Origin of the sequence: Muriicola marianensis (assembly GCF_014638095.1) — a bacterium.
Taxonomy (GTDB): domain Bacteria; phylum Bacteroidota; class Bacteroidia; order Flavobacteriales; family Flavobacteriaceae; genus Muriicola; species Muriicola marianensis.
Genome location: NZ_BMFH01000001.1, coordinates 1,727,202 through 1,746,438, shown reverse-complemented (window position 1 = coordinate 1,746,438; position 19,237 = coordinate 1,727,202). Strand labels below are relative to the sequence as shown.

The window sequence follows — 19,237 nt, the reverse complement described above, 5'->3', positions numbered from 1 at the left end:
CCAATGGAGTATCGCATCAGTATACTTATCCCGGTATTTAATGAGTTAAAATACACTCAGATGTGCCTGGAGAACCTTCATCGTGCAATGGCTTATTTTCAGAGCCGGACAGAAGAAGCCTGGCCGCTGGAAATTATTGTAATTGACGACGGGTCCACAGATGGTACCTCCACATGGATTCAACAGCATTATCCGGATGTGATCCTTCTTTATGGGGACGGGAATTTATTCTGGTCGGCCGGGATCAACAAGGGCATCGAATACGCCATTAATCAATCCCCGAAACCTACCCATATCCTCTTCTGGAACAAGGATCTTTATGTAGAGGAGGATTACTTCATTATACTTCAAAGATTAATTCGTAATAATGGTCAGGAGACGATCATTGCTTCCAAGATGTTCAGGAAAAGTACGCCTGACATCCTTTTTTCTTTTGGAGGATTGTACCGGCCCTGGACCGATACCAAAATAAATATTGGAACCGGAAAAAAAGACGGGCCCGCCTATAGTGAGAAAAGGGAAATTGATTGGTGCGGCGGAATGGCGGTGAGTATTCCCACGAAAGTATTTGAATCAATAGGCCTTTGCGATTCAGAGAACTTTCCTCAATATGACGGAGACACTGATTTATTTCTAAGAGCAGGGAAGGCCGGATTTAAAATGGAAGTAAACCCCGAATTAAAGGCGTGGAATGTACATGAGAATACCGGGAGAAAAGAACAATTTACCTTTAAAAATCTCAAATGGTATCTGAATAACATCAGGTCTTACAAAAACTTCAGGATCGGATATTTGTTCATGAGGAAGCATTCGATAGGGCCCGTTGCATTCTTAATGTTTTTTGGTCGTCAGTTGGTTTTCGTCATCAAGTACATATTTAAGATCGTTTTAGATGTCAGAAAATGAAAGGACAAAGTCTGTACATCCATATACAGTTTCTACTAGTTGCTTTGGCCATAGCTATATTCACCCTGGGATATACCTATTTCACACTATTCACAGGCCTTTTTATCCTGGCTACGAGTTATCCGGCATTTCGCCTGCCTAAGAACACCTTTATTTTTTACCTAATTATTGCCCTGGCGGGGGCTAGTATTGCCGGGGTCATGATCGGCATTGATGCATTTCCCGATGCCGAGACAAAAAATGTCTTGCTGAGGATCAGGTATTTTCTCATACGAATCTTATTTGCCATGTCGGTTTGCATTTTTCTCATGAGGTTCTCCTTGGAGAAAATACTTTATCTGGCGTATCTCATCATGCTCATTCATCTAATTGCAGGCCTATACCAATTGGTTTTTTTAGATGCCAAAAGAATTTACATGCTCACCTCAGAACCCAGTGCAGCGGCGATGTACTATGTGTTCCTGGCCCCTTTGATGATAGGCTATTACAATATAAACAAAGGTGCCAGGTTCTGGATCATTTTATTTCTGATCACTGGATTGCTCACTCAGTCCAAAGCCCTCTTTCTCGTAGTACCCGTTCTTATATTTTACTTCGTGATAAGGTCAGAAAACAAGAAGATAAAAACGGCCTTTTGGATTATAGTTATAGCGGGGGTATTGGCTGCACCATTCATTATAGGCCTGCATGAGGTAGAAAGACTAATCTATTTCATTGAGATCCTAAAGGAACAGGGTATCGAAGGACTTACCGAACAGAATCGAATCTGGAGCACCTTCACCCTGAGGTTCAGTTCAGTGCTCACGGCCTTACAATTGATGATCGAATTTCCATGGGGTATTGGTTTCGGTGGATTTCACTCCATGTACATTGATAAAATGCTATCCGATTCAATTCAAAGCACCCTAACGGGAGTTGAAATCAGGGGAATTCTCAATGGGGAACTCTATGCAACCCCCAAATCTATTTTTCTGGAATATGCCGTAAGTTGCGGGATATTTTTCTGGGTCCCGATACTTATGGTTTCCAGGAAGGCACTGTCCGGAAATGTCCCCGTAACCATAAAGGCATCATTTATTGGCCTTATACTGATATCTTTGATCGTAGAGTTATCGCCCTTTTTGACCTTTTTGGGATTCATAATGATTTTGTTACACAAGCTCTCAAATGAGAACAATCGGTTACTGGTATGAAACAAATCTCAGAATTTATTAAAAGTGTACGGCTTTTCCTGGTCAATAAACTGGTATTAAAACTGCCATTTCCACATTTGAGAAACTGGATTCTCAAGCTGTATTTGATCAAGGGAAAGCAATCGAATATTATGAGCGGGGTCACGGTGCTGAACAAGTCTTTTAAACGGGGTAAAATTACAATCGGAGACAACTGCATCATCAACTCGGGCTGCATCCTTGATGGCAGGGGAGGTTTCTTGAAAATTGGCAATAATGTGGATATCGCCAAGGGAGTATGGATTTTTACCATCGGTCACGATCCGCATTCCGACATGCATGACACCATTTCCAAAGATGTCATCATACATGACCACGTCTGGCTCGCTTCCCGAGCAATAATTTTACCCGGCGTAGTCATAGGCAAGGGAAGCGTAGTGGCTGCAGGATCTGTAGTAACAAAGGATGTTCCTCCTTCATCCATCGTGGCGGGAAATCCTGCCAGGGTAATCGGGAAAAGAAAGTCGGCCCTTAGGTATCGAAACAATTTTTTCCCATATCTGGATATGATCTGATAGGATCTTTAGAACCTCAAGGATTGGAAAACAAAGTAAGGGTATTTAGTTACGAAGACGTAGTACAAAGGCAGCAACCCCTTTTGATGCTGGCTCCTGGTATTTATGAAAAGCAGGGGGGTATGTTCAGTTATACCAAACTCTGGCTAAGTGAGATCCGAAAATATGTTCGATCATCTTCCTTGCTGATGGATAAGCGATTCAAGGAAGACCTTTCAGATAATCGGATATTGTATAAATCCATTAGTTCTGAAGTGAAATGGAAGGGCCTGTTAATTTCATCAGTCTCTGTTTTTCTTCCGGTGTTTCTGGTTAAATGGATGTTTGCCGATTACAGGGAGGTTGTTCAAAAATTCAGTCAAATCCATATTCTGACCAGTTTTATTTTTGCTTACCCACTGATAAGAAGCCTTTTGGCATTCAACGATAAGATTACACTTGTCTACACCTTACATGATCCTGTACCTCATGAGGAGAAAAGAGGAGGGATCGCAAAAAGAATTAAGAAAAGATATTTAGAAAAGATCTACCGTTTGTCCCGGAGAAACCCAAATTTTTTCCTGCATCTGCACAGCGAAGCTCTTTTGTCTGATTGCAGGGATATTGCGGGGAAGGTGATCATTCATCCTCACCCATTACCTGAAAGGCTGGTAACTGCCCGTAAAGATAACTTCCATGGTGTAGTATTCGGGTTTTTGGGAAGGATGGAATCTTACAAAGGATTGGATATTTTATTGAGTGCTTTTGAAAAGATAGCTGAAAACAGCGATATCTTGGTTCCTATCAAGATCAGGTTGGCAGGCAGCGGTGATTTAAGTGTTGAGGCCTGGGAGAAATTGCCTTTCGAGGTGGAGATCCATAATCGAAGGGTCAGTGAACTGGAATTTCACACCTTCATGGCCGGACTGGATTGCCTCTTACTGCCTTACCGGAAAGCGACCCAATCCGGGGTAGGCTACCTGGCTTTGAGCTATGAAATTCCGATAATAGCGACAGATACAGGAGGGCTGCCCGATATCGTTCAACAAAGCAGGGATACGAGGAGTGCACTCATCCCCCCAAATGACAGTGAAGCACTGAAAGAGGCCATTTTAAAGTTCATTCAAAAAGACATTAAAAGAGGATGATGGAAGGGACAAAAAATTTCATTGTAAGAGGGCGGTCAGACCTGATTTATCAGGTCGCCTTGTTTCTTTTTCTTTTTACGTTGCCCTTGGAGAACAGATATAGCAACCTGGGATTAATGGTACTAAGCGCTGCCTGGCTTATCAATGGGGATAAGAAATCCATTTGGAAAGTATTCCGCAAGTACGCTTATATCCTGATCATCCTGAATTTATTGTGGTTCCTTTTAGGGCTGTTATTTTCATACCAGGAATTTTTCTCTCTCTATCTGGAAAAGATCGGAAAATTCGTTTTATTGGTCCTTTTGCCTATTCTGATTATTCCGGCCAGGAATCTGAACAGGAAGCAGCTGTCTTTTTCTTTGTCCGGTTTCGTAATTTCCACCTTCCTGATTCTTCTCATAAGCTATTCATATGCAGCGGGCCACTATAGCAGCGGAGCTGAAAACCCATTTAATTACTCCATATTTATCTCGGGTTCAGGAAATTATCACCCTGCTTATATTTCCATGTTCGTAGTGTGTTCCTTCTTTCTCTGTTTGGAAGGTCTGAAGATTTATAGGAAGCGGTTAGTCAGGAGTATGATTTACCTGTTCCTGTTTATATTTTTTGCTTCCGTATTTGTCATCAAAGCGAGAACAGCCATCCTGGCATTTGGACTGCTAGTGCCCATCTATTTTATACTCGGTTTCAGGAGGGGTAGTACTCTGAAAACATCTTTATTATTTACAGTTGCGATTTTAATCCTTGCGGGCACCATCCTATGGATATCAGACAGTACACCGGTCGCTTTAATAAGAGAGCGGGTGATCAATGGATTCTCTAACAGTATGTCCATCAGAATGGATACCTGGTCCTGCGCCCTGGAAGTTTTTCGGTCCAATTCCTGGATCTTCGGCGTTGGTAGTGGTAATGAACTCCTGGCCCTTAGGGAATGCTATTACCATAACTTTCTGACCAGGCAATTCTTTGATAACTTCAATGCCCACAATGATTTCCTCCTTATTCTCGTAAGAAATGGCATCGTTGGATTATTGCTTTGGTTTGGCTTTCTCGGAAGCCTGATCATCAGGAACTATGAAGTAAGAAATTATATAGGGGTGATTTTTGTTCTCTTATTCTGCATTTGCGGACTCACGGAAGGATTGTTAAGCAGGATTTGGGGAATTTTGTTTATAGGAACAGGCATCGGCTTTTGCCTTTTGTCTTATTTCGATGATGCGAAATTTATCGGAGGAAAACTAAGGGTGACTAATGGCTGAAAAGATAGATATTCTCGTATTCGCAAAGCGATATAATAATAAAGATCCTGAGAGGATCGGAGGGGCTATCAGGCTTTCGGAAGAATTTATCAGTGATCTTAAAACGCTGGGGGAATCGTTTTCCGTAATCGATATCAACCCGGCCAACCACGGCGGATTTATTTTGAGTTACATCAAAGTAATAGCGAGAGCTGTGAGCCGAATGAAGAATCACCGATGTGTATTATTCATCGGAAGTGACCGGGTGGTAGCTTATCTGGCCCCTGCTATTCTGATGATCGCCCGTATTTACGGGAAAAGAATGAGCATGAAAAAGCTCGGCGGCGGCTTTGATCAATTTTATAAAAAGAGTAATAAAATCGTACAATGGAAATTGAGGTGGTTATTGAGGAATCTCTCAGTATCATTCTATGAAACCAAGCACCTCGTACAATTTTTTGAAAAGTTCGGAAGGGCTGAATGGTTTCCCAATGCCCGGAATTTTGAAGACCGCTCACCGGTCGATGTGAACTATTCCGGAAAATATGCCTTTATCAGTCAGGTAAAAAACTCCAAGGGAGTCATAGAGATACTGGAAGCAGCACAGGAAATCAGACCGGATTATACCCTTCACATTTATGGACCCATTGTCGATCTTGAATTGCCCGATCACCTGCACCAGACCTTTGAAGAGGTATATCAGCGCCCTCTTAAGCCGGAAGAAGTGATGGGTGTAATTGAACAGTACGATGTGATCATGCTTCCCACCTATTATCCCGGAGAGGGATATCCGGGAATCCTGATTGAATCTTACGCGATGGGGAAACCTGTGATCAGTACTGAATGGAATGCCATTCCGGAGATCATTGAACATAAAAAAACAGGTCTGCTAATCCCCCCAAGGGACGTAAACGCACTGATTGAGGCCATCAGGTGGTTTAACCACGAAAATTATACGGAATTGAGCAAGGAAGCGCTGAATTATTCAAGACAATTCAATAGCCTCTATCAGTCTGGCAGCAAACTTAATCTGATCAAAGGAAATGAGTGAGATTTACATCGTAGGAGTCGGAAGATCTGGAACCAGCTTGCTGCAATCCATGCTCCATGCCCATTCCGAACTGACTTCTGCTCCTGAATCGCATTTTTTCAGAAGCTATTTATCGAAGGAAGGTAAAACTGCAATGTTCGAGAAAAAAGGTTCAAAGGAGTTCACGAAGATTCTGAGAAATGACAGGCACTTTCAGAGGCTGGAACTGAACCCCGGATCATTTAAAGCCCTGGAAGGAGCTACTTTTAACATGGCCGATGTGTACACTGAGATCAATGAACAGCTGAAAAACAGGAACAGGAAAAGCCGGTTGGTCGACAAAGACCCCAGGAACCTGGAGAATATTTCTTCTATCCACAGTCATTTTCCACAAGCACAAATTATCCATATCATCCGGGACCCCCGGGACGTAGTATACTCTAAGTTAAAGGCGAATTGGTCTTCAAAAAGGCCCTATTGGCTGCATGCGATGATTGGTGAAGCTCAGATGAAACATGGCCTGAAGTCGGCCGATCGCTTAAAATCTGTTTCCTACTACCGACTCAGATACGAGGATTTACTCGAAGATCCTGAGGAAACGCTGAAAGGGTTGTGCGATTTCCTCGGTATTGCCTTTGAGGAGGGGATGCTCCGTTTCAATGATGCAGCTAAGGACCTGGTAACGAAGGAGGAGATGCAGTGGAAAAAAGAGACCCTGAAACCACTAATGAAAGGCAATAGATTTAAATGGAAGGAATTTTATACTCCATTTCAACTGGCCGTGATCGAAGCAATAGCCAAACCTACGATGTTGAAATTCGGATATGAGAAAATGTCCCAACCAAGATCTCTGAAGCTGTGGCATAAAATGGGATTACCCATGGCCACCATGGGGGTAAGGGCTTTCTCCATGTTGTACACGCGTATAAAGTAACACGATTGAAAGATAGTTCATCATATGGATTTTATGTGCCTGTTCTCAAGAGGATAAGGGGTAAACAACCTCTGTGGTACTCATCTTCGGGGGAGGAATATTTTGCCAAAGGATCAAAAATTATGGTCGAATCGGGATCGGGCAAGGAGGTATATAGAACTCCCCGATCTTTGATGGAAATGCTTTTTGGGTGGAATTCATTAGCCAGGAGAGTATTGCGTCTTGAGATCAATAGTATAATTCCACATCGCGAAATTCTGATTGCGGTCAAAAAAGGAGCTATCATCACCAAAAGGCCGGAGGATAGGAAATTCGTAAGGACTTTTAAAATTGAAAGAGGAAGCCGGCCCTTGAACCTGTGTAGCTTTGAGCATATGGTGTATTGGGGAGAATATTTTTCCAATCCATCCAGATCGGAAGTACATATATTCGGCTCTCATAACGGAATTGAATGGGAGGTATCTTATACCTTCCCCGCCGGCAGCATCAGGCATGTTCACGGAATCTACAAAGATCCATTTCGCAACGGGGTCTGGGTATTGACAGGCGATTCCGATGAGGAATCCGGGTTGTGGTTCACCAATGATCACTTTAAGACCCTGAAATGTGTCATTTCGGGAAGTCAGAAATGCAGGGCAGTGTCTATTATCCCCCTGCAAGATCGGATCATTGTACCCATGGATAGTCCGAAGGAAATAAATTTTATTCAGTCCTTCAGTCCGGAACAAAATAGTTTCAGGGCTTTAAGGCGTATTTCAGGAAGCGCTTTCTACAGCTATCATTCACCATCCGTCTCACTCATTTCTACGGTTGTGGAACCCAGCGAGATCAATCGGTCCAAGGCGGTTGAAATTTGGGCGTCCCGGGAGTGCGAAAACTGGATCCAGATTGCCAGGCTGAAAATGGATCTTTGGGCTTCCATCTCCCTGAAAATATTCAGATACCCTGAAATAAAGTTTCCGGTAACAGAAGATTCAGATCCTGAAGGAATTACCATGTTTTGCACAGGTACGAGACAATTTGGCAATAGCCAGGTGGTCATAGACAGGGGTTCTCTTGTAGCATATCTGGATTCGTATATGGGAGAGGAGGCTGACGTTGAAGAAAAGGTGAAGCAATGAAGACCACTTATAATATTATGTTACGAAATAGGCTACTTTACTATTGGTTTCTGTTCCTATTCCTCTCCTCCTGCAGGGAAGGATACACCCCCCCATGGGGCGACCAGATCGCAGGAAATACATATTGCCAGAACCTTTTGCATTATACAGAAGACTTTCATGATGAATATTGGTTTAAAGACGAGGCAGATGTTCAAAATAATGTGGCCACTGATCCCAATAAACATCGCACTGCAGATCTTTTGGATATTTCTGAGGATCCAAAAGAATCCAGGGTGTATCAAAAGGTTGATTCCGTACCGTCCGGCACGTTTGTCTTTTCAGTTCATTTGCGATCAACGCCTGGTACGAAGGGCAGCTTTGCTATAGGAGTTGAGTTCAGGGGGCAAAAGAGGATCTGGAATAAAGAGGTGGTCGAATTATCAGATGATGCCTGGACCCGGGCTTCTGTAAAGATCGAGGTTCCCGCAGAGGGAGAGATTGTGGTATTCCCCGCCTATGCGCTGATCAAAGGCTCTTCTCTCAACAAGGTGTACGCATGGGGGGCACAGTTGGAAAGGATCACTTCTTCGGATGAGAATGCAGGTGCCTATTGTGGAAATGAGGTCCTGTTGGGCTCAACTTCCTCAGAATATACCTTTATCCGGTAAAACTGGAGAATATCTATTTATACAATCCGTCATGGGTGTGATTCCGAAAATAAAGAGGTTTTTAAATACGGTAAAATACCTGAAACCCGTTCAGATACGATACCAGTTGTATTACAGATTTATTGCACCTTACCTCCCCGCCGGAATATACGCTAAGAGGGAGTATACATCTTCTATTTCTCCCATCAGATGGGAAGGGGGGCTTGCCTATAAAGATTCTTTTCTCGGGAAGGACAGGTTCATTTTTTTGAACACGCTACACGAATTTGAGAAAGGAATCCAATGGGAACTTGATCAATATGGAAAACTCTGGACCTATAATCTGAATTATTTCGATTTCCTGAATCAGGAACGTATAGATCCTGAAAATGGACTCCTATTGATCAAGGACTATATGGGTCAAAAGGACCATAGAACGGGGAAGGAACCCTACCCAACTTCCCTCCGTGGAATAAACTGGATCAAATTCCTTTCGAAACACCATATTGTGGATCAGAAAGTGAACAGATTCCTCTATAGGGAATTCGTCAGGCTCTCCCGTCGCCCCGAATATCACATCATGGGCAATCATTTGTTGGAGAACGGAGTGTCTTTAATGTTTGCAGGAGTGTACTTTCAGGACACATATTTCTCTCAGAAAGCTGAAAAAATTTTGAAAGAACAACTACGGGAACAGTTTCTCAGGGACGGAGCACACTTTGAACTCTCCCCTATGTATCACCGTATCCTGTTGCACAGGATGCTGGATGTTATTTATCTGTTGAGACTCAATAACAGAGATGAAGGTTCGCTGTATTCTTTAGTATACGAAACGACAAGCAGGATGCTATCCTGGCTGGATGCAGTTCGATATGAAGACGATGCGGTGCCCATGGTGAACGATTCAGTACACGGCTTCGCGTTCAATCCTGAGGCTTTGTTTGGATTCGCAAGCAGAATAGGTATTGGGTGGGACCCCATTCCCCTTAAGGAGTCAGGGTATAGAAAATTCACGGATCTCCCTTTCGAGGTCTTTGCCGATTTTGGAGATATTGGGCCTGATTACATTCCGGGACACGCCCATGCAGACACCTTTAATTTTGAGATATACTACAATGGCTCACCTCTGCTTGTAGATTCCGGAACATCCACTTATGCGCCCGGGAGCAGAAGACATATTGAACGCAGTACGGCAGCGCATAACACGGTTGTGGTCAATGATGAACCTCAGTCAGATATCTGGGGAACTTTCCGAGTTGGCAGGAGGGCTAAAATCCTGCATTTTGAAGAATCTGAATACAGTGCAGAAGGAATCCACGACGGCTATAAGCATCTGGGGCTTCATCATTTTCGCAGTCTGCAAATGAGAGACGGCACGGGGGTCGACATCAAAGACAGGATCATCAGAAAGAAAAGGACGAAGTACAAGGCCGATGCCCATTTCCATTTCTATCCGGGGATCAGACCCAGCCTGTCTGAAGAAAAAAAAGTGGTGATTGACGACCTGGGAATTGAGATCTTATTTGATGGAGATATAAAGGGCATACAAGTCGATTTGTATAAATTCGCAACAGGATACGGGAATCTTGTGGACGCCTTTAAGATCAGGGTCAGCTTTTCGGAGGAATTAGACACCCGTTTCATTCATACCAGACCTGAAAAAAGTTAAAATCAGATGCTGACATTGCAAAAGAATGGGCCAGGATACATGTAAACTTCTATTTCTCGGATATTATTTCGAACCAGATATCACGGCTGCGGCCTTTCGCAGTACGGACTTTGTGGAGTATATGAGAGGCCGGAACGTCGACGTCAGGGTGATTACTTCCTATCCTCATAAAATTCAGGGCGAGGAAGGTTTGAGCCCTGAAAATCCGGATCAGATCAGAAGGATCAAGCTCAAAAAAGTAAAGCAGAGGGGTTTCATGGGTTTTCTATTGCATTATCTTTCCTTTATTCCAAAAAGCCTGGTATACAGTCTGAAATGGAGGTTCAGGGGATGGAAGCCCGATGTTGTATTTATCTCTTCTCCACCCATTTTTATTGGAATTACCGGAGTGATGCTGAGGTTTCTGTTCAGAAAAAAATTAATTCTTGAAATAAGGGATATTTGGCCGGACAGTGCGGTGGCCGCCGGACAATTAAGCAAAGGAGGGGTAGCCTATAAGGTTGCTTCTGTTTTTGAGAGATTCCTCTACAGGAGAAGTCACGGTATTGTCTGTGTTAGTACCCCGATGAAAGAATATATCGAACAGTATTACAGAAGGGATATCTGTGTTGCATATAACGGGCCAAAGGCACAGTATTTATCAGAGGTAACAAAGGATCTTAATAACAATAACAACCGGACGGCGAGAATCGCCTATGCCGGCAATCTGGGCCTGGTACAAGGAATGGATCAGCTCATAAAGGCCTTCGACGTTCTAAAATCCAGAGAGTTGGCCCATGATTGGCATCTGGATATCTACGGAACAGGCGTCCTGGAAGAGGAACTTCAAAAGATGAGTAAGGAGTTGGGTTTAAATGAGAATATCCACTTTCACGGTGTCTTTCCAAAAGCAGCGCTATCAGAGCATCTCAATAATTCCGATGTCCTCTATCTGGGATTGATAAGTTCAGAAGCACTCGATAAGACCATTCCATCCAAATTGTTCGATTATATGATGTTTGGAAAGCCGATACTTGCGGCTATTACCGGAGAAGGGAAGGATATTTTGAATGAAAACAAAGCTAATCTTGTGTTGGAAAGCTGCAATGATCAAGCAATTGCTTCTGGTATTATGGAATTAGATATCAGTTTAAAAGAACGATCTTTATCTTCGGAGAGAAACAAGGAGCTCCTTCAGGGAAAATACACAAGGGAGGTGAATTGCGAAAAAATACATCGTTATATACTAAAAGTGTTAGAGAAGTAGCCTCACCTGGCTCAGGTCATCGGGCAGGTAACCATCCGAAGGGTCTGAATCAGATAACTAAAATAGATAGAGCAATGTCCAAACCTTCAGTCCTGAATTCTATCGAGCGGAAATTTATATTGCTCGTAGGGGATTTGATCATGATCATTGCCGCCCTGAATCTGCTGGTCAATCACGCCATAGATGAGAAATATTCCTACCTGTGGTTAAAAGTACAGATCAGTGTCATAGGGTTGATCCTATTTCTGTTCCTGGCGTATATTCTCGACTTCTACAATCTTGAAAAACTGGTAAGGCGCCGGACTGCCATTTCCCAGGGGATCTACATATCCGTCATCTTCATCTTCACTTTGATCATGATATGTATCATCTTCTACGATATCAGCTTTTGGCGAATCCCACTGTTGTCCTTTTTGTTTCTAACTCCCATACAAGTTGCTTTGTGGAGGTTATTATACAGCAACCTCTTCAAGATCATTCCCGTCACCAAAAACGTCCTGCTCCTCTATGACGGCTATGACCTGAATCTTAAATCCATTATAGAAAAGATCAACGGTGCCGAAACCAATACTTTTTATAAGGTAAAACTCACCTACCATATAGAAGGGAATGACCTGACAGATCGAAAGAGTTTTCTGGAAGCTATACAAAAGGTGGATGCATGGATAATTAACACCGAAAGTTATGAAGCCATACCGCCCTATCTCCAAAAGATCATATTGAAATCGATCATGGAAGGTAAAGAGATCATATCATATACTTCGTTCTATGAGAACACCTATGAGGCTCTTCCTGTGAATTCGCACAATGACAGCTTTTATGAGATTTTGCAACTCAGGAATAAGAAAATAAGATATCTACAGGCATTGTTCAGCTTTATGATCAATTTTGGACTATCCTTATTCGTAGGACTCATTTTTGTCATCTGTATTCCTTTTGTTTTTGTATGTAATGTATTCTTCAACAGAGGTCCTCTTTTCTACACTCAAAAGAGGGTGGGGCAGTATGGAAAGGAATTTACGATCTATAAATTCAGGTCCATGGTGGTCGATGCGGAAAAACTCGGAGCCAAAATGGCCACAAAGAACGACGCCAGGATCACTCCATTTGGAAGGGTATTAAGGCTGTTCAGAATTGACGAACTTCCCCAGATAATCTCTGTAGTTCGCGGAGACATGCGGTTTATCGGGCCAAGGCCGGAACGTAAGGTGTTTGTCAAAGAGCTGGTAAAGATAATCCCGTTCTACAATATCAGACATGTGATCAAACCGGGGATTACCGGATGGGCCCAAGTGAAATACAAGTATGGAGAAAATCTGGAAGATTCCACAAGGAAACTTGAATATGATCTATATTACATAAAAAACAGGTCGATCATGCTCGACCTGAGGATTATCTTCAAGACCTTTACAACAGTAATTTTTTCCAGGGGGGTCTGATGGGGATGGAGGAATGAAGGATTCAATCCTCAATGAATAAACCAATGGATAGAAAGAACTTAGGAAACTTTCTACTTTTATCGATAACTTATCTCCTCTAATATCTCTTAAGTTTTTGATAATAACGGAAGAGGATAAAGGGAACATTAGAATGAAAAAGATTTAAAGTGAAAAGGATTTTGATTACCGGCGCAGCCGGCTTCTTAGGGTCTCATCTCTGCGATCGGTTTATAGCTGAAGAATACCACGTGATCGGTATGGATAATCTGATTACGGGCGACTTGAAGAATATCGAACACCTGTTTCCCCTGGAGCATTTCGAATTCTATCATCACGATGTGACCAAATTTGTACATATTCCAGGCAAACTGGATTACATACTTCACTTTGCATCCCCAGCTAGTCCGATAGACTATCTCAAAATTCCTATCCAAACTCTCAAAGTAGGATCTTTGGGAACATTAAACTGTCTTGGTCTCGCAAAGGAAAAGAAAGCGACAATTCTTGTTGCATCCACTTCAGAAGTATACGGCGATCCCCTGGTCCACCCCCAGAATGAGGACTATTATGGGAACGTATCTCCTGTAGGTCCTAGAGGAGTCTACGACGAAGCCAAACGCTTTATGGAATCGATCACCATGGCCTATCACAGATTCCATGGGGTCGACACGCGTATTGCCAGGATTTTTAATACATATGGATCCAGAATGAGATTGAACGACGGCCGTGTAGTACCTGCTTTTATGGGCCAGGCTCTCAGAGGGGAAGACCTGACCGTTTTTGGGGATGGAAAACAAACGCGTTCCTTCTGCTATATAGATGATCAGATAGAAGGGATCTACCGCCTTTTGATGAGCGATTATACGGATCCCATCAATATCGGAAACCCTGATGAGACCACCATAAACGAATTCGCCCAGGAGATTCTGGATCTCACCGGCAAGGATCTCAGGATCATTCATAAACCCTTGCCAAAAGACGATCCCCTACAGAGACAGCCGGATATCACCAGGGCAAAGGAGATCCTGGGGTGGGAACCCAAAGTGGGGAGGAAAGAAGGACTGAGGAAGGTCTACGAATATTTCCTTTCCCTATCCCCGGAAGAACTCAAACAAAAAGAGCATCGTGATTTCTCCGGCATATCCTGATAGTTTCTCCTCCATACCTTATTTTTGCGCAAAGCGCTGATAGATGAATATCCTACTACTGGGTTCCGGGGGACGCGAACACACCCTGGCCTGGAAACTGAAGCAGAGTAAGAACCTCAAGCAATTATTCGTTGCTCCCGGTAATGCGGGAACAGAGGAGATCGCAGTAAACCTTTCGATAAAACCTACTGATTTTGGGGCGATCAAAAAGGCCGTTCTGGAGCATGACATCCACATGGTGGTTGTCGGACCAGAAGATCCTTTGGTTCGCGGTATAGCCGACTTCTTTGGCGCTGATCCGGAATTGAAACACGTCGCAGTGATCGGGCCTGAGAAAAAGGCCGCAGCCCTCGAAGGAAGTAAGGATTTTGCGAAACAGTTTATGACGAGGCACGGAATCCCGACAGCGGCATACCGGAGTTTCACTGCAGAAATGTTGCAGGAAGGATTCAATTTTCTGGGCACGTTAAAACCCCCGTATGTCCTTAAGGCTGACGGACTGGCTGCAGGAAAGGGAGTTGTTATCCTGCAGGACCTAGATGAGGCGAGAGCCGAATTGAGCCGTATGCTGCTCGATTCCAAGTTCGGAGAGGCCAGCAGCACAGTCGTGATAGAAGAATTCCTGAGCGGGATTGAATTGAGTTGTTTTGTGCTCACAGATGGGAAAAACTTCAAGGTCCTCCCCACAGCCAAGGATTACAAGCGAATCGGAGAAGGAGATACAGGACTTAACACAGGGGGAATGGGCGCTATATCACCGGTTCCGTTTGCAGACGGCTCGTTTATGAGCAAGATCAACGAACGAATCATCCTTCCGACTATCCAGGGCTTGCAAAAAGATAAGATCCCATACAAGGGCTTCATATTTATCGGATTGATCAAGGTTGGGGAAGATCCTTTCGTGATCGAATACAATGTCCGGTTGGGAGATCCCGAAACGGAGGTCGTTCTGCCGAGGTTGAAAAACGACCTGGTTGAGGTTTTCCAGGCTGTGGCAGAGGGTAATCTGGATTCAATTGAATTGGAGATCGATCCCAGAAGTGCTGTTACCGTAATGGCTGTATCCGGAGGTTATCCGGGAAACTATCCGAAAGGGAAGGAGATCCAAGGTGTAAATTCAATTGATGGATCTGTTGTTTTTCACGCTGGCACAACCCGGACCCATGGGACTCTTGTCACCAACGGCGGGCGCGTTCTTGCTGTAACCTCCCTGGGAGAAGATTTCAGAAAGGCACTAGGTACATCCTACGAGAACCTGACGAAGATCAGCTTTGATGGAATGTATTATAGAAAAGACCTGGGATTCGACCTATAGATAGGAATGGGAGGTAATCGACTTATCCTCCTCGTTATTGTCGTTGAATTTCTTTAGTTGCATGAGCCAATACACCATGGCCACTGTGCCGATGATCATAAACAACCAATTGACGGTATTGGAGGTCCACCAGTTCTGCATAAACCGGAAAAAATCATAGGGCCAGAACAAGTGGTTGACGAATAAATCTTCTATGCCGTAAAAAAATGAACTCATCTTAGTTATATTTACGAGGACAAAAATATAAAATCCGGGGATGATTTCAGGCATTTTTGGCAAAACAAAACCCATAAATTATGTTATTCTCCTCGGTCTGCTCTCACTTCTTTATACAATCGTCTTTTTTTATCTGGATGAAAGTAGCTCAGATCCCTCAAATTGGGTAAAACAACTTTTTTTTCTTTTTCTCTTGTTGTTTTCTGTTCTGGTCATCGATTTTGTCGTAAACAGGAACCAGATTTCCAGTACGAATGCTTACGTGGCTCTTTTCTTTGTCGTCCTGGTCTTTTTCTTTCCCTCATCGGTAAAGGATACGGACGCCATAGGGTGTAACTTTTTTCTGGTGCTGGCCTGCCGCAGACTCATCAGCTTGAGATCGCTCAGAAATATAAAACTAAAGATACTGGACGCCACATTGTGGGTATTAGCCGCCAGTCTTTTCTTCGGGTGGGCGATCCTTTTCCTTTTACTGGTCTTTATTGCAATCTATATTTACGAACCTAAGAATATAAAAAACTGGTTTGTCCCCATTGCCGGGATTGTCACTTTCTTGTTGATCTGGAATTCGATTTTGATCCTGAGTGGCACGGAAGGATTCTTTGCTGCCCACTATAACTTCAATGTCGGTAATTGGGAAAGTGTGCTGCGCGACTGGATAAGGAACACAAAACTGATCATCTTCATCTTATTCATATCCGTCACCAGTTTTGCGGTATTCCTTAAATCCGGTAAGTTGGGACTTGGAAGGATTATTAATCTGAGGGTAGTTTCCATATATTTTTTCCTGAGTATTATCGTTGTGCTGTTATCCCTGACCTCAGAAGAATTTCCAATTCTCATTGCATTCTTCCCGGCCGCTGTATTCCTCGGGAAATATGTGGAGATGATCAAACGGGATAATATTCGGGAAATGGTTCTGTCAGGGGCCATCCTGACTTCTTTTTTCATTTTTAGCGTCGAGTTGCTAACCAAATAAAGGATACCTTTGCAAAAAAGCATCTCCATGTTCAGTAAAGAAGCTTACAGGATCTTTGAAGAAAGCATTAAAAAGTACCATCTGATCGACAAGGTGGATCAGAATTTTGAAAATCCATATCCCTCCGGAACCATAGAGCATCTCCTGTACAGAAAAAACTGGATCGATACGGTTCAGTGGCATTATGAAGACCTGATACGGGATCCGGATATTGAACCCGGGGCTGCCCTGGAACTCAAACGCAAGATCGATGCGAGCAATCAGGACAGGACCGACCTGGTGGAATACATAGACAGCTACTTTCTCGAAAAATACAAGGGGGTAAAAATACTCGAAGACGCCACGATAAACACGGAATCCCCTGCCTGGGCTATAGACCGACTTTCCATACTGGCCCTGAAAATTTATCACATGAAGGAGGAAACTGAAAGGGAGGATGCCAGCGAGGACCATTTACAAGCCTGCAGACAAAAATTATCCGTACTGACGGAACAGAAAAAAGACCTTTCTTCTGCCATTGACCAGCTGCTGGCAGATATAGAAGCAGGGAGAAAATACATGAAAGTCTACAAACAGATGAAGATGTACAACGACGATGAGCTAAATCCCGTTTTGCGTGGACAAAAACAAGGATGATTCCCTTCTCGTGATCAGACTCTCGGCCATGGGTGATGTAGCCATGACCGTACCCGTTCTTCTCTCCCTCTTACGCCTAAATCCACAACTCAGGCTACTAATCCTCTCCAGGCCATTCTTTGTGCCTATTTTCAGGGATCTTCCGAATACAGAAGTGTTTCCGGCAGACTTTAAGAATAACTACAAAGGTTTACCGGGGATTTTCAAACTCTCAAAGGAATTAAAGCATAAGGCGATTTCAGGCATTGCAGACCTTCATAATGTGTTGCGGACTAATATACTTAAGACATTCTTTTTTGGTTCAGGAGTACGATATGTGCAGATTGATAAGGGGAGGAAAGAAAAGAAGAAGCTTACGCGATGGCATGACAAGGAAATTACCCGATTGAAGTCGACCCACGAAAGATATGCCGATGTGTTTCGCAGAATGGGTTATAAAGTAGAGCTGAACCCTCAGGATATATTGAGACCGAGAACCCTGTCAGAAACCTCTGAAAACTGGCTGTCCAAAGGGAATAAAAAACTGATCGGTATAGCTCCTTTTGCAGCTTTTGAGGGAAAGATGTATCCCCTGGATCTCATGGAAGTGGTGGTAAAACAAATTAATAATACTGACCAGTATAAAATTATTCTCTTTGGTGGGGGATCTAAGGAAATACTGGTTTTACAAAGACTCGAGGGGAAATTTGAACATTGCCTATCCGCAGCGGGTCAATTGGCTTTTGATCAGGAACTCGACCTGATCTCTAATCTGGATCTCATGGTTTCCATGGATAGCGGAAACGGGCACCTGGCCGCCATGTTCGGAATTCCCACCATCACATTATGGGGAATTACTCATCCCTACGCAGGATTTGCTCCTTACGCCCAACCCATGGAAAATTCTTTGGTAGCAGACAGGGATCAGTATCCTCTGATTCCCACCTCGGTCTATGGCAATAAATATCCCGGCGGATATGAGGATGTCATGCGTACTATCGATCCGAATACTGTTGTGAAAAGGATACTCGAAATAACTTCTCAGATAGCCTAGACCAGCCTCGTCTGAGCCAGGGATTTCATGTATTGGCGTATCTGTTGCAGAAAATGATAGGACAGGTTCCTGCTGTTACCTTCCACCATCAGCATGCGAATTCCCATATAGGATGAAATGAGAAAAGCCGCAACTCCTTCACTGTCTACATGTCGGGCTACGTAGCCGTCTGTCTTACCTTTTTGAAGGGTAGTGACCAGATTGACCTCCCATACCTTGTAGATGTCCCTGAGGTATTTGGAGATTTCTTCATTCCTGCCGTTGAATTCATTCATGAAATTCCCCAGGACGAAACCGTAATCCAGTTCGTTGTGTTCCGCAATGGCCAATGCATTTTCGAAGCATTTTTCAATGGCTGTAAAAGGATCTGTTTCACCTTCTATGGGTTCGATCAGCATACCGTAGACCTTTCGGACAACAAGGTTTTGTATTATACTGATAAAGAAATCCTCTTTGGATTGAAAGTGGTAGTAAAAAGCACCTTTGGAAAGAGATAGCTCTTTTAAGATATCGTCAATACTAGTATTGTAAAAGCCTTTCTTATAAAACAATTCGAGGCCTTTTGTCTGCATCCGATGCATGGTAGTCATGCGTTTCAAGTTCTTATCCATGAGATTTGGGTTTTTATGTTTATCAGACCATATGGTCTATAACTAAAACCCGGGAAGTCTGTCCTTACTGGATTTCACAAGGTAAAACTATTCGAAAAATCGATAAGAAGTAAAAAAGGATATAAAATGGCTTGTTTCGGTATTTTGAACCGACCACTTGGTCGGTAATTTTTCCCGATAAAATGCACTGAGTGAGAGAAATTACGCGGGGAA

Annotated in this window: 19 protein-coding genes; 17 read left to right on the top strand and 2 right to left on the bottom strand. The window is 43.3% G+C overall.

Features of this window, described 5'->3' with window-relative positions:
• Positions 1–3: 3 nt before the first annotated feature.
• The 14 genes from IEV19_RS07945 (at position 4) to purD (ending at position 15,549) form a co-directional block, all read left to right on the top strand.
• On the top strand, positions 4–906 hold the full coding sequence (locus IEV19_RS07945; RefSeq protein ID WP_188370120.1) for a glycosyltransferase family 2 protein: 903 nt from the start codon (positions 4–6) through the stop codon (positions 904–906).
• Complete coding sequence (locus IEV19_RS07940) at positions 903–2,099, top strand: hypothetical protein (protein WP_188370119.1); 1,197 nt, start codon at positions 903–905, stop codon at positions 2,097–2,099. The genes IEV19_RS07945 and IEV19_RS07940 overlap by 4 nt, the downstream gene beginning before the upstream one ends.
• The gene (locus IEV19_RS07935) at positions 2,096–2,653 is read left to right on the top strand and encodes an acyltransferase (RefSeq protein ID WP_188370118.1); all 558 of its coding nucleotides are present in this window, start codon (positions 2,096–2,098) and stop codon (positions 2,651–2,653) included. The genes IEV19_RS07940 and IEV19_RS07935 overlap by 4 nt, the downstream gene beginning before the upstream one ends.
• A gap of 23 nt (positions 2,654–2,676) precedes the next feature.
• Positions 2,677–3,780: a glycosyltransferase family 4 protein gene (locus IEV19_RS07930; RefSeq protein WP_188370117.1), complete on the top strand. Its 1,104-nt coding sequence runs from the start codon at positions 2,677–2,679 to the stop codon at positions 3,778–3,780.
• A 116-nt stretch (positions 3,781–3,896) separates the two neighbouring features.
• Positions 3,897–5,039, top strand: coding sequence for an O-antigen ligase family protein (locus IEV19_RS07925; RefSeq protein WP_188370116.1), 1,143 nt, complete (start codon positions 3,897–3,899; stop codon positions 5,037–5,039).
• On the top strand, positions 5,032–6,069 hold the full coding sequence (locus IEV19_RS07920; RefSeq protein ID WP_188370115.1) for a glycosyltransferase family 4 protein: 1,038 nt from the start codon (positions 5,032–5,034) through the stop codon (positions 6,067–6,069). The genes IEV19_RS07925 and IEV19_RS07920 overlap by 8 nt, the downstream gene beginning before the upstream one ends.
• Positions 6,062–6,982, top strand: a complete 921-nt coding sequence (locus tag IEV19_RS07915; protein WP_188370114.1) for a sulfotransferase family protein — start codon at positions 6,062–6,064, stop codon at positions 6,980–6,982. The genes IEV19_RS07920 and IEV19_RS07915 overlap by 8 nt, the downstream gene beginning before the upstream one ends.
• A gap of 173 nt (positions 6,983–7,155) precedes the next feature.
• Positions 7,156–8,103 carry a hypothetical protein gene (locus tag IEV19_RS07910; protein ID WP_188370113.1) on the top strand — a complete coding sequence of 316 codons (948 nt, stop codon included), beginning with the start codon at positions 7,156–7,158 and terminating at the stop codon, positions 8,101–8,103.
• Positions 8,104–8,120: 17 nt separating this feature from the next.
• On the top strand, positions 8,121–8,753 hold the full coding sequence (locus IEV19_RS07905; RefSeq protein ID WP_188370112.1) for a phage head spike fiber domain-containing protein: 633 nt from the start codon (positions 8,121–8,123) through the stop codon (positions 8,751–8,753).
• Positions 8,754–8,784: 31 nt separating this feature from the next.
• Positions 8,785–10,401: a heparinase II/III family protein gene (locus tag IEV19_RS07900; protein ID WP_188370111.1), complete on the top strand. Its 1,617-nt coding sequence runs from the start codon at positions 8,785–8,787 to the stop codon at positions 10,399–10,401.
• A 25-nt stretch (positions 10,402–10,426) separates the two neighbouring features.
• Positions 10,427–11,647, top strand: coding sequence for a glycosyltransferase family 4 protein (locus IEV19_RS07895; protein WP_188370110.1), 1,221 nt, complete (start codon positions 10,427–10,429; stop codon positions 11,645–11,647).
• Between the two features lie 74 nt (positions 11,648–11,721).
• Positions 11,722–13,086, top strand: coding sequence for a sugar transferase (locus IEV19_RS07890; RefSeq protein ID WP_188370109.1), 1,365 nt, complete (start codon positions 11,722–11,724; stop codon positions 13,084–13,086).
• Between the two features lie 167 nt (positions 13,087–13,253).
• Positions 13,254–14,234 (top strand): UDP-glucuronic acid decarboxylase family protein, encoded by a 981-nt coding sequence (locus IEV19_RS07885; protein WP_188370108.1) that lies wholly within the window; start codon positions 13,254–13,256, stop codon positions 14,232–14,234.
• Between the two features lie 43 nt (positions 14,235–14,277).
• On the top strand, positions 14,278–15,549 hold the full coding sequence (purD, locus tag IEV19_RS07880) for a phosphoribosylamine--glycine ligase (RefSeq protein WP_188370107.1): 1,272 nt from the start codon (positions 14,278–14,280) through the stop codon (positions 15,547–15,549).
• Here purD and IEV19_RS07875 read toward each other — a convergent pair.
• Positions 15,544–15,765 (bottom strand): DUF6341 family protein, encoded by a 222-nt coding sequence (locus IEV19_RS07875; protein ID WP_188370106.1) that lies wholly within the window; start codon positions 15,763–15,765, stop codon positions 15,544–15,546. The two genes, purD and IEV19_RS07875, sit on opposite strands and share 6 nt — an antisense overlap.
• Positions 15,766–15,958: 193 nt before the next feature.
• Between IEV19_RS07875 and IEV19_RS07870 the strand changes: the two genes are divergently transcribed.
• The 3 genes from IEV19_RS07870 to IEV19_RS07860 are packed head-to-tail and all read left to right on the top strand — an operon-like array spanning position 15,959 to position 18,413.
• A complete protein-coding gene (locus IEV19_RS07870; RefSeq protein ID WP_188370105.1) occupies positions 15,959–16,744 on the top strand; it encodes a DUF6427 family protein in 786 nt (261 codons plus the stop codon).
• 27 nt (positions 16,745–16,771) lie between these two features.
• A complete protein-coding gene (locus IEV19_RS07865; protein WP_188370104.1) occupies positions 16,772–17,380 on the top strand; it encodes a DUF4254 domain-containing protein in 609 nt (202 codons plus the stop codon).
• The gene (locus IEV19_RS07860; RefSeq protein ID WP_229732511.1) at positions 17,361–18,413 is read left to right on the top strand and encodes a glycosyltransferase family 9 protein; all 1,053 of its coding nucleotides are present in this window, start codon (positions 17,361–17,363) and stop codon (positions 18,411–18,413) included. Before IEV19_RS07865 ends, IEV19_RS07860 begins: the two co-directional genes overlap by 20 nt.
• Here the strand turns inward: IEV19_RS07860 and IEV19_RS07855 are convergent.
• On the bottom strand, positions 18,410–19,024 hold the full coding sequence (locus IEV19_RS07855) for a TetR/AcrR family transcriptional regulator (protein WP_188370103.1): 615 nt from the start codon (positions 19,022–19,024) through the stop codon (positions 18,410–18,412). The genes IEV19_RS07860 and IEV19_RS07855 overlap by 4 nt on opposite strands.
• Positions 19,025–19,237 lie beyond the last annotated feature (213 nt).

What these genes read in the sequence shown, in the direction of transcription:
- IEV19_RS07920 (WP_188370115.1), top strand. Translation starts at nt 5,032, where the DNA reads ATGGCTGAAAAGATAGATATTCTCGTATTCGCAAAGCGATATAATAAT.
- IEV19_RS07905 (WP_188370112.1), top strand. Translation starts at nt 8,121, where the DNA reads ATGTTACGAAATAGGCTACTTTACTATTGGTTTCTGTTCCTATTCCTC.
- IEV19_RS07945 (WP_188370120.1), top strand. Translation starts at nt 4, where the DNA reads ATGGAGTATCGCATCAGTATACTTATCCCGGTATTTAATGAGTTAAAA.
- IEV19_RS07915 (WP_188370114.1), top strand. Translation starts at nt 6,062, where the DNA reads ATGAGTGAGATTTACATCGTAGGAGTCGGAAGATCTGGAACCAGCTTG.
- IEV19_RS07925 (WP_188370116.1), top strand. Translation starts at nt 3,897, where the DNA reads ATGGTACTAAGCGCTGCCTGGCTTATCAATGGGGATAAGAAATCCATT.
- IEV19_RS07865 (WP_188370104.1), top strand. Translation starts at nt 16,772, where the DNA reads ATGTTCAGTAAAGAAGCTTACAGGATCTTTGAAGAAAGCATTAAAAAG.
- IEV19_RS07910 (WP_188370113.1), top strand. Translation starts at nt 7,156, where the DNA reads ATGGAAATGCTTTTTGGGTGGAATTCATTAGCCAGGAGAGTATTGCGT.
- IEV19_RS07890 (WP_188370109.1), top strand. Translation starts at nt 11,722, where the DNA reads ATGTCCAAACCTTCAGTCCTGAATTCTATCGAGCGGAAATTTATATTG.
- IEV19_RS07875 (WP_188370106.1), bottom strand. Translation starts at nt 15,765, where the DNA reads ATGAGTTCATTTTTTTACGGCATAGAAGATTTATTCGTCAACCACTTG.
- IEV19_RS07895 (WP_188370110.1), top strand. Translation starts at nt 10,427, where the DNA reads ATGGGCCAGGATACATGTAAACTTCTATTTCTCGGATATTATTTCGAA.
- IEV19_RS07855 (WP_188370103.1), bottom strand. Translation starts at nt 19,024, where the DNA reads ATGGATAAGAACTTGAAACGCATGACTACCATGCATCGGATGCAGACA.
- IEV19_RS07900 (WP_188370111.1), top strand. Translation starts at nt 8,785, where the DNA reads ATGGGTGTGATTCCGAAAATAAAGAGGTTTTTAAATACGGTAAAATAC.
- purD (WP_188370107.1), top strand. Translation starts at nt 14,278, where the DNA reads ATGAATATCCTACTACTGGGTTCCGGGGGACGCGAACACACCCTGGCC.
- IEV19_RS07935 (WP_188370118.1), top strand. Translation starts at nt 2,096, where the DNA reads ATGAAACAAATCTCAGAATTTATTAAAAGTGTACGGCTTTTCCTGGTC.
- IEV19_RS07940 (WP_188370119.1), top strand. Translation starts at nt 903, where the DNA reads ATGAAAGGACAAAGTCTGTACATCCATATACAGTTTCTACTAGTTGCT.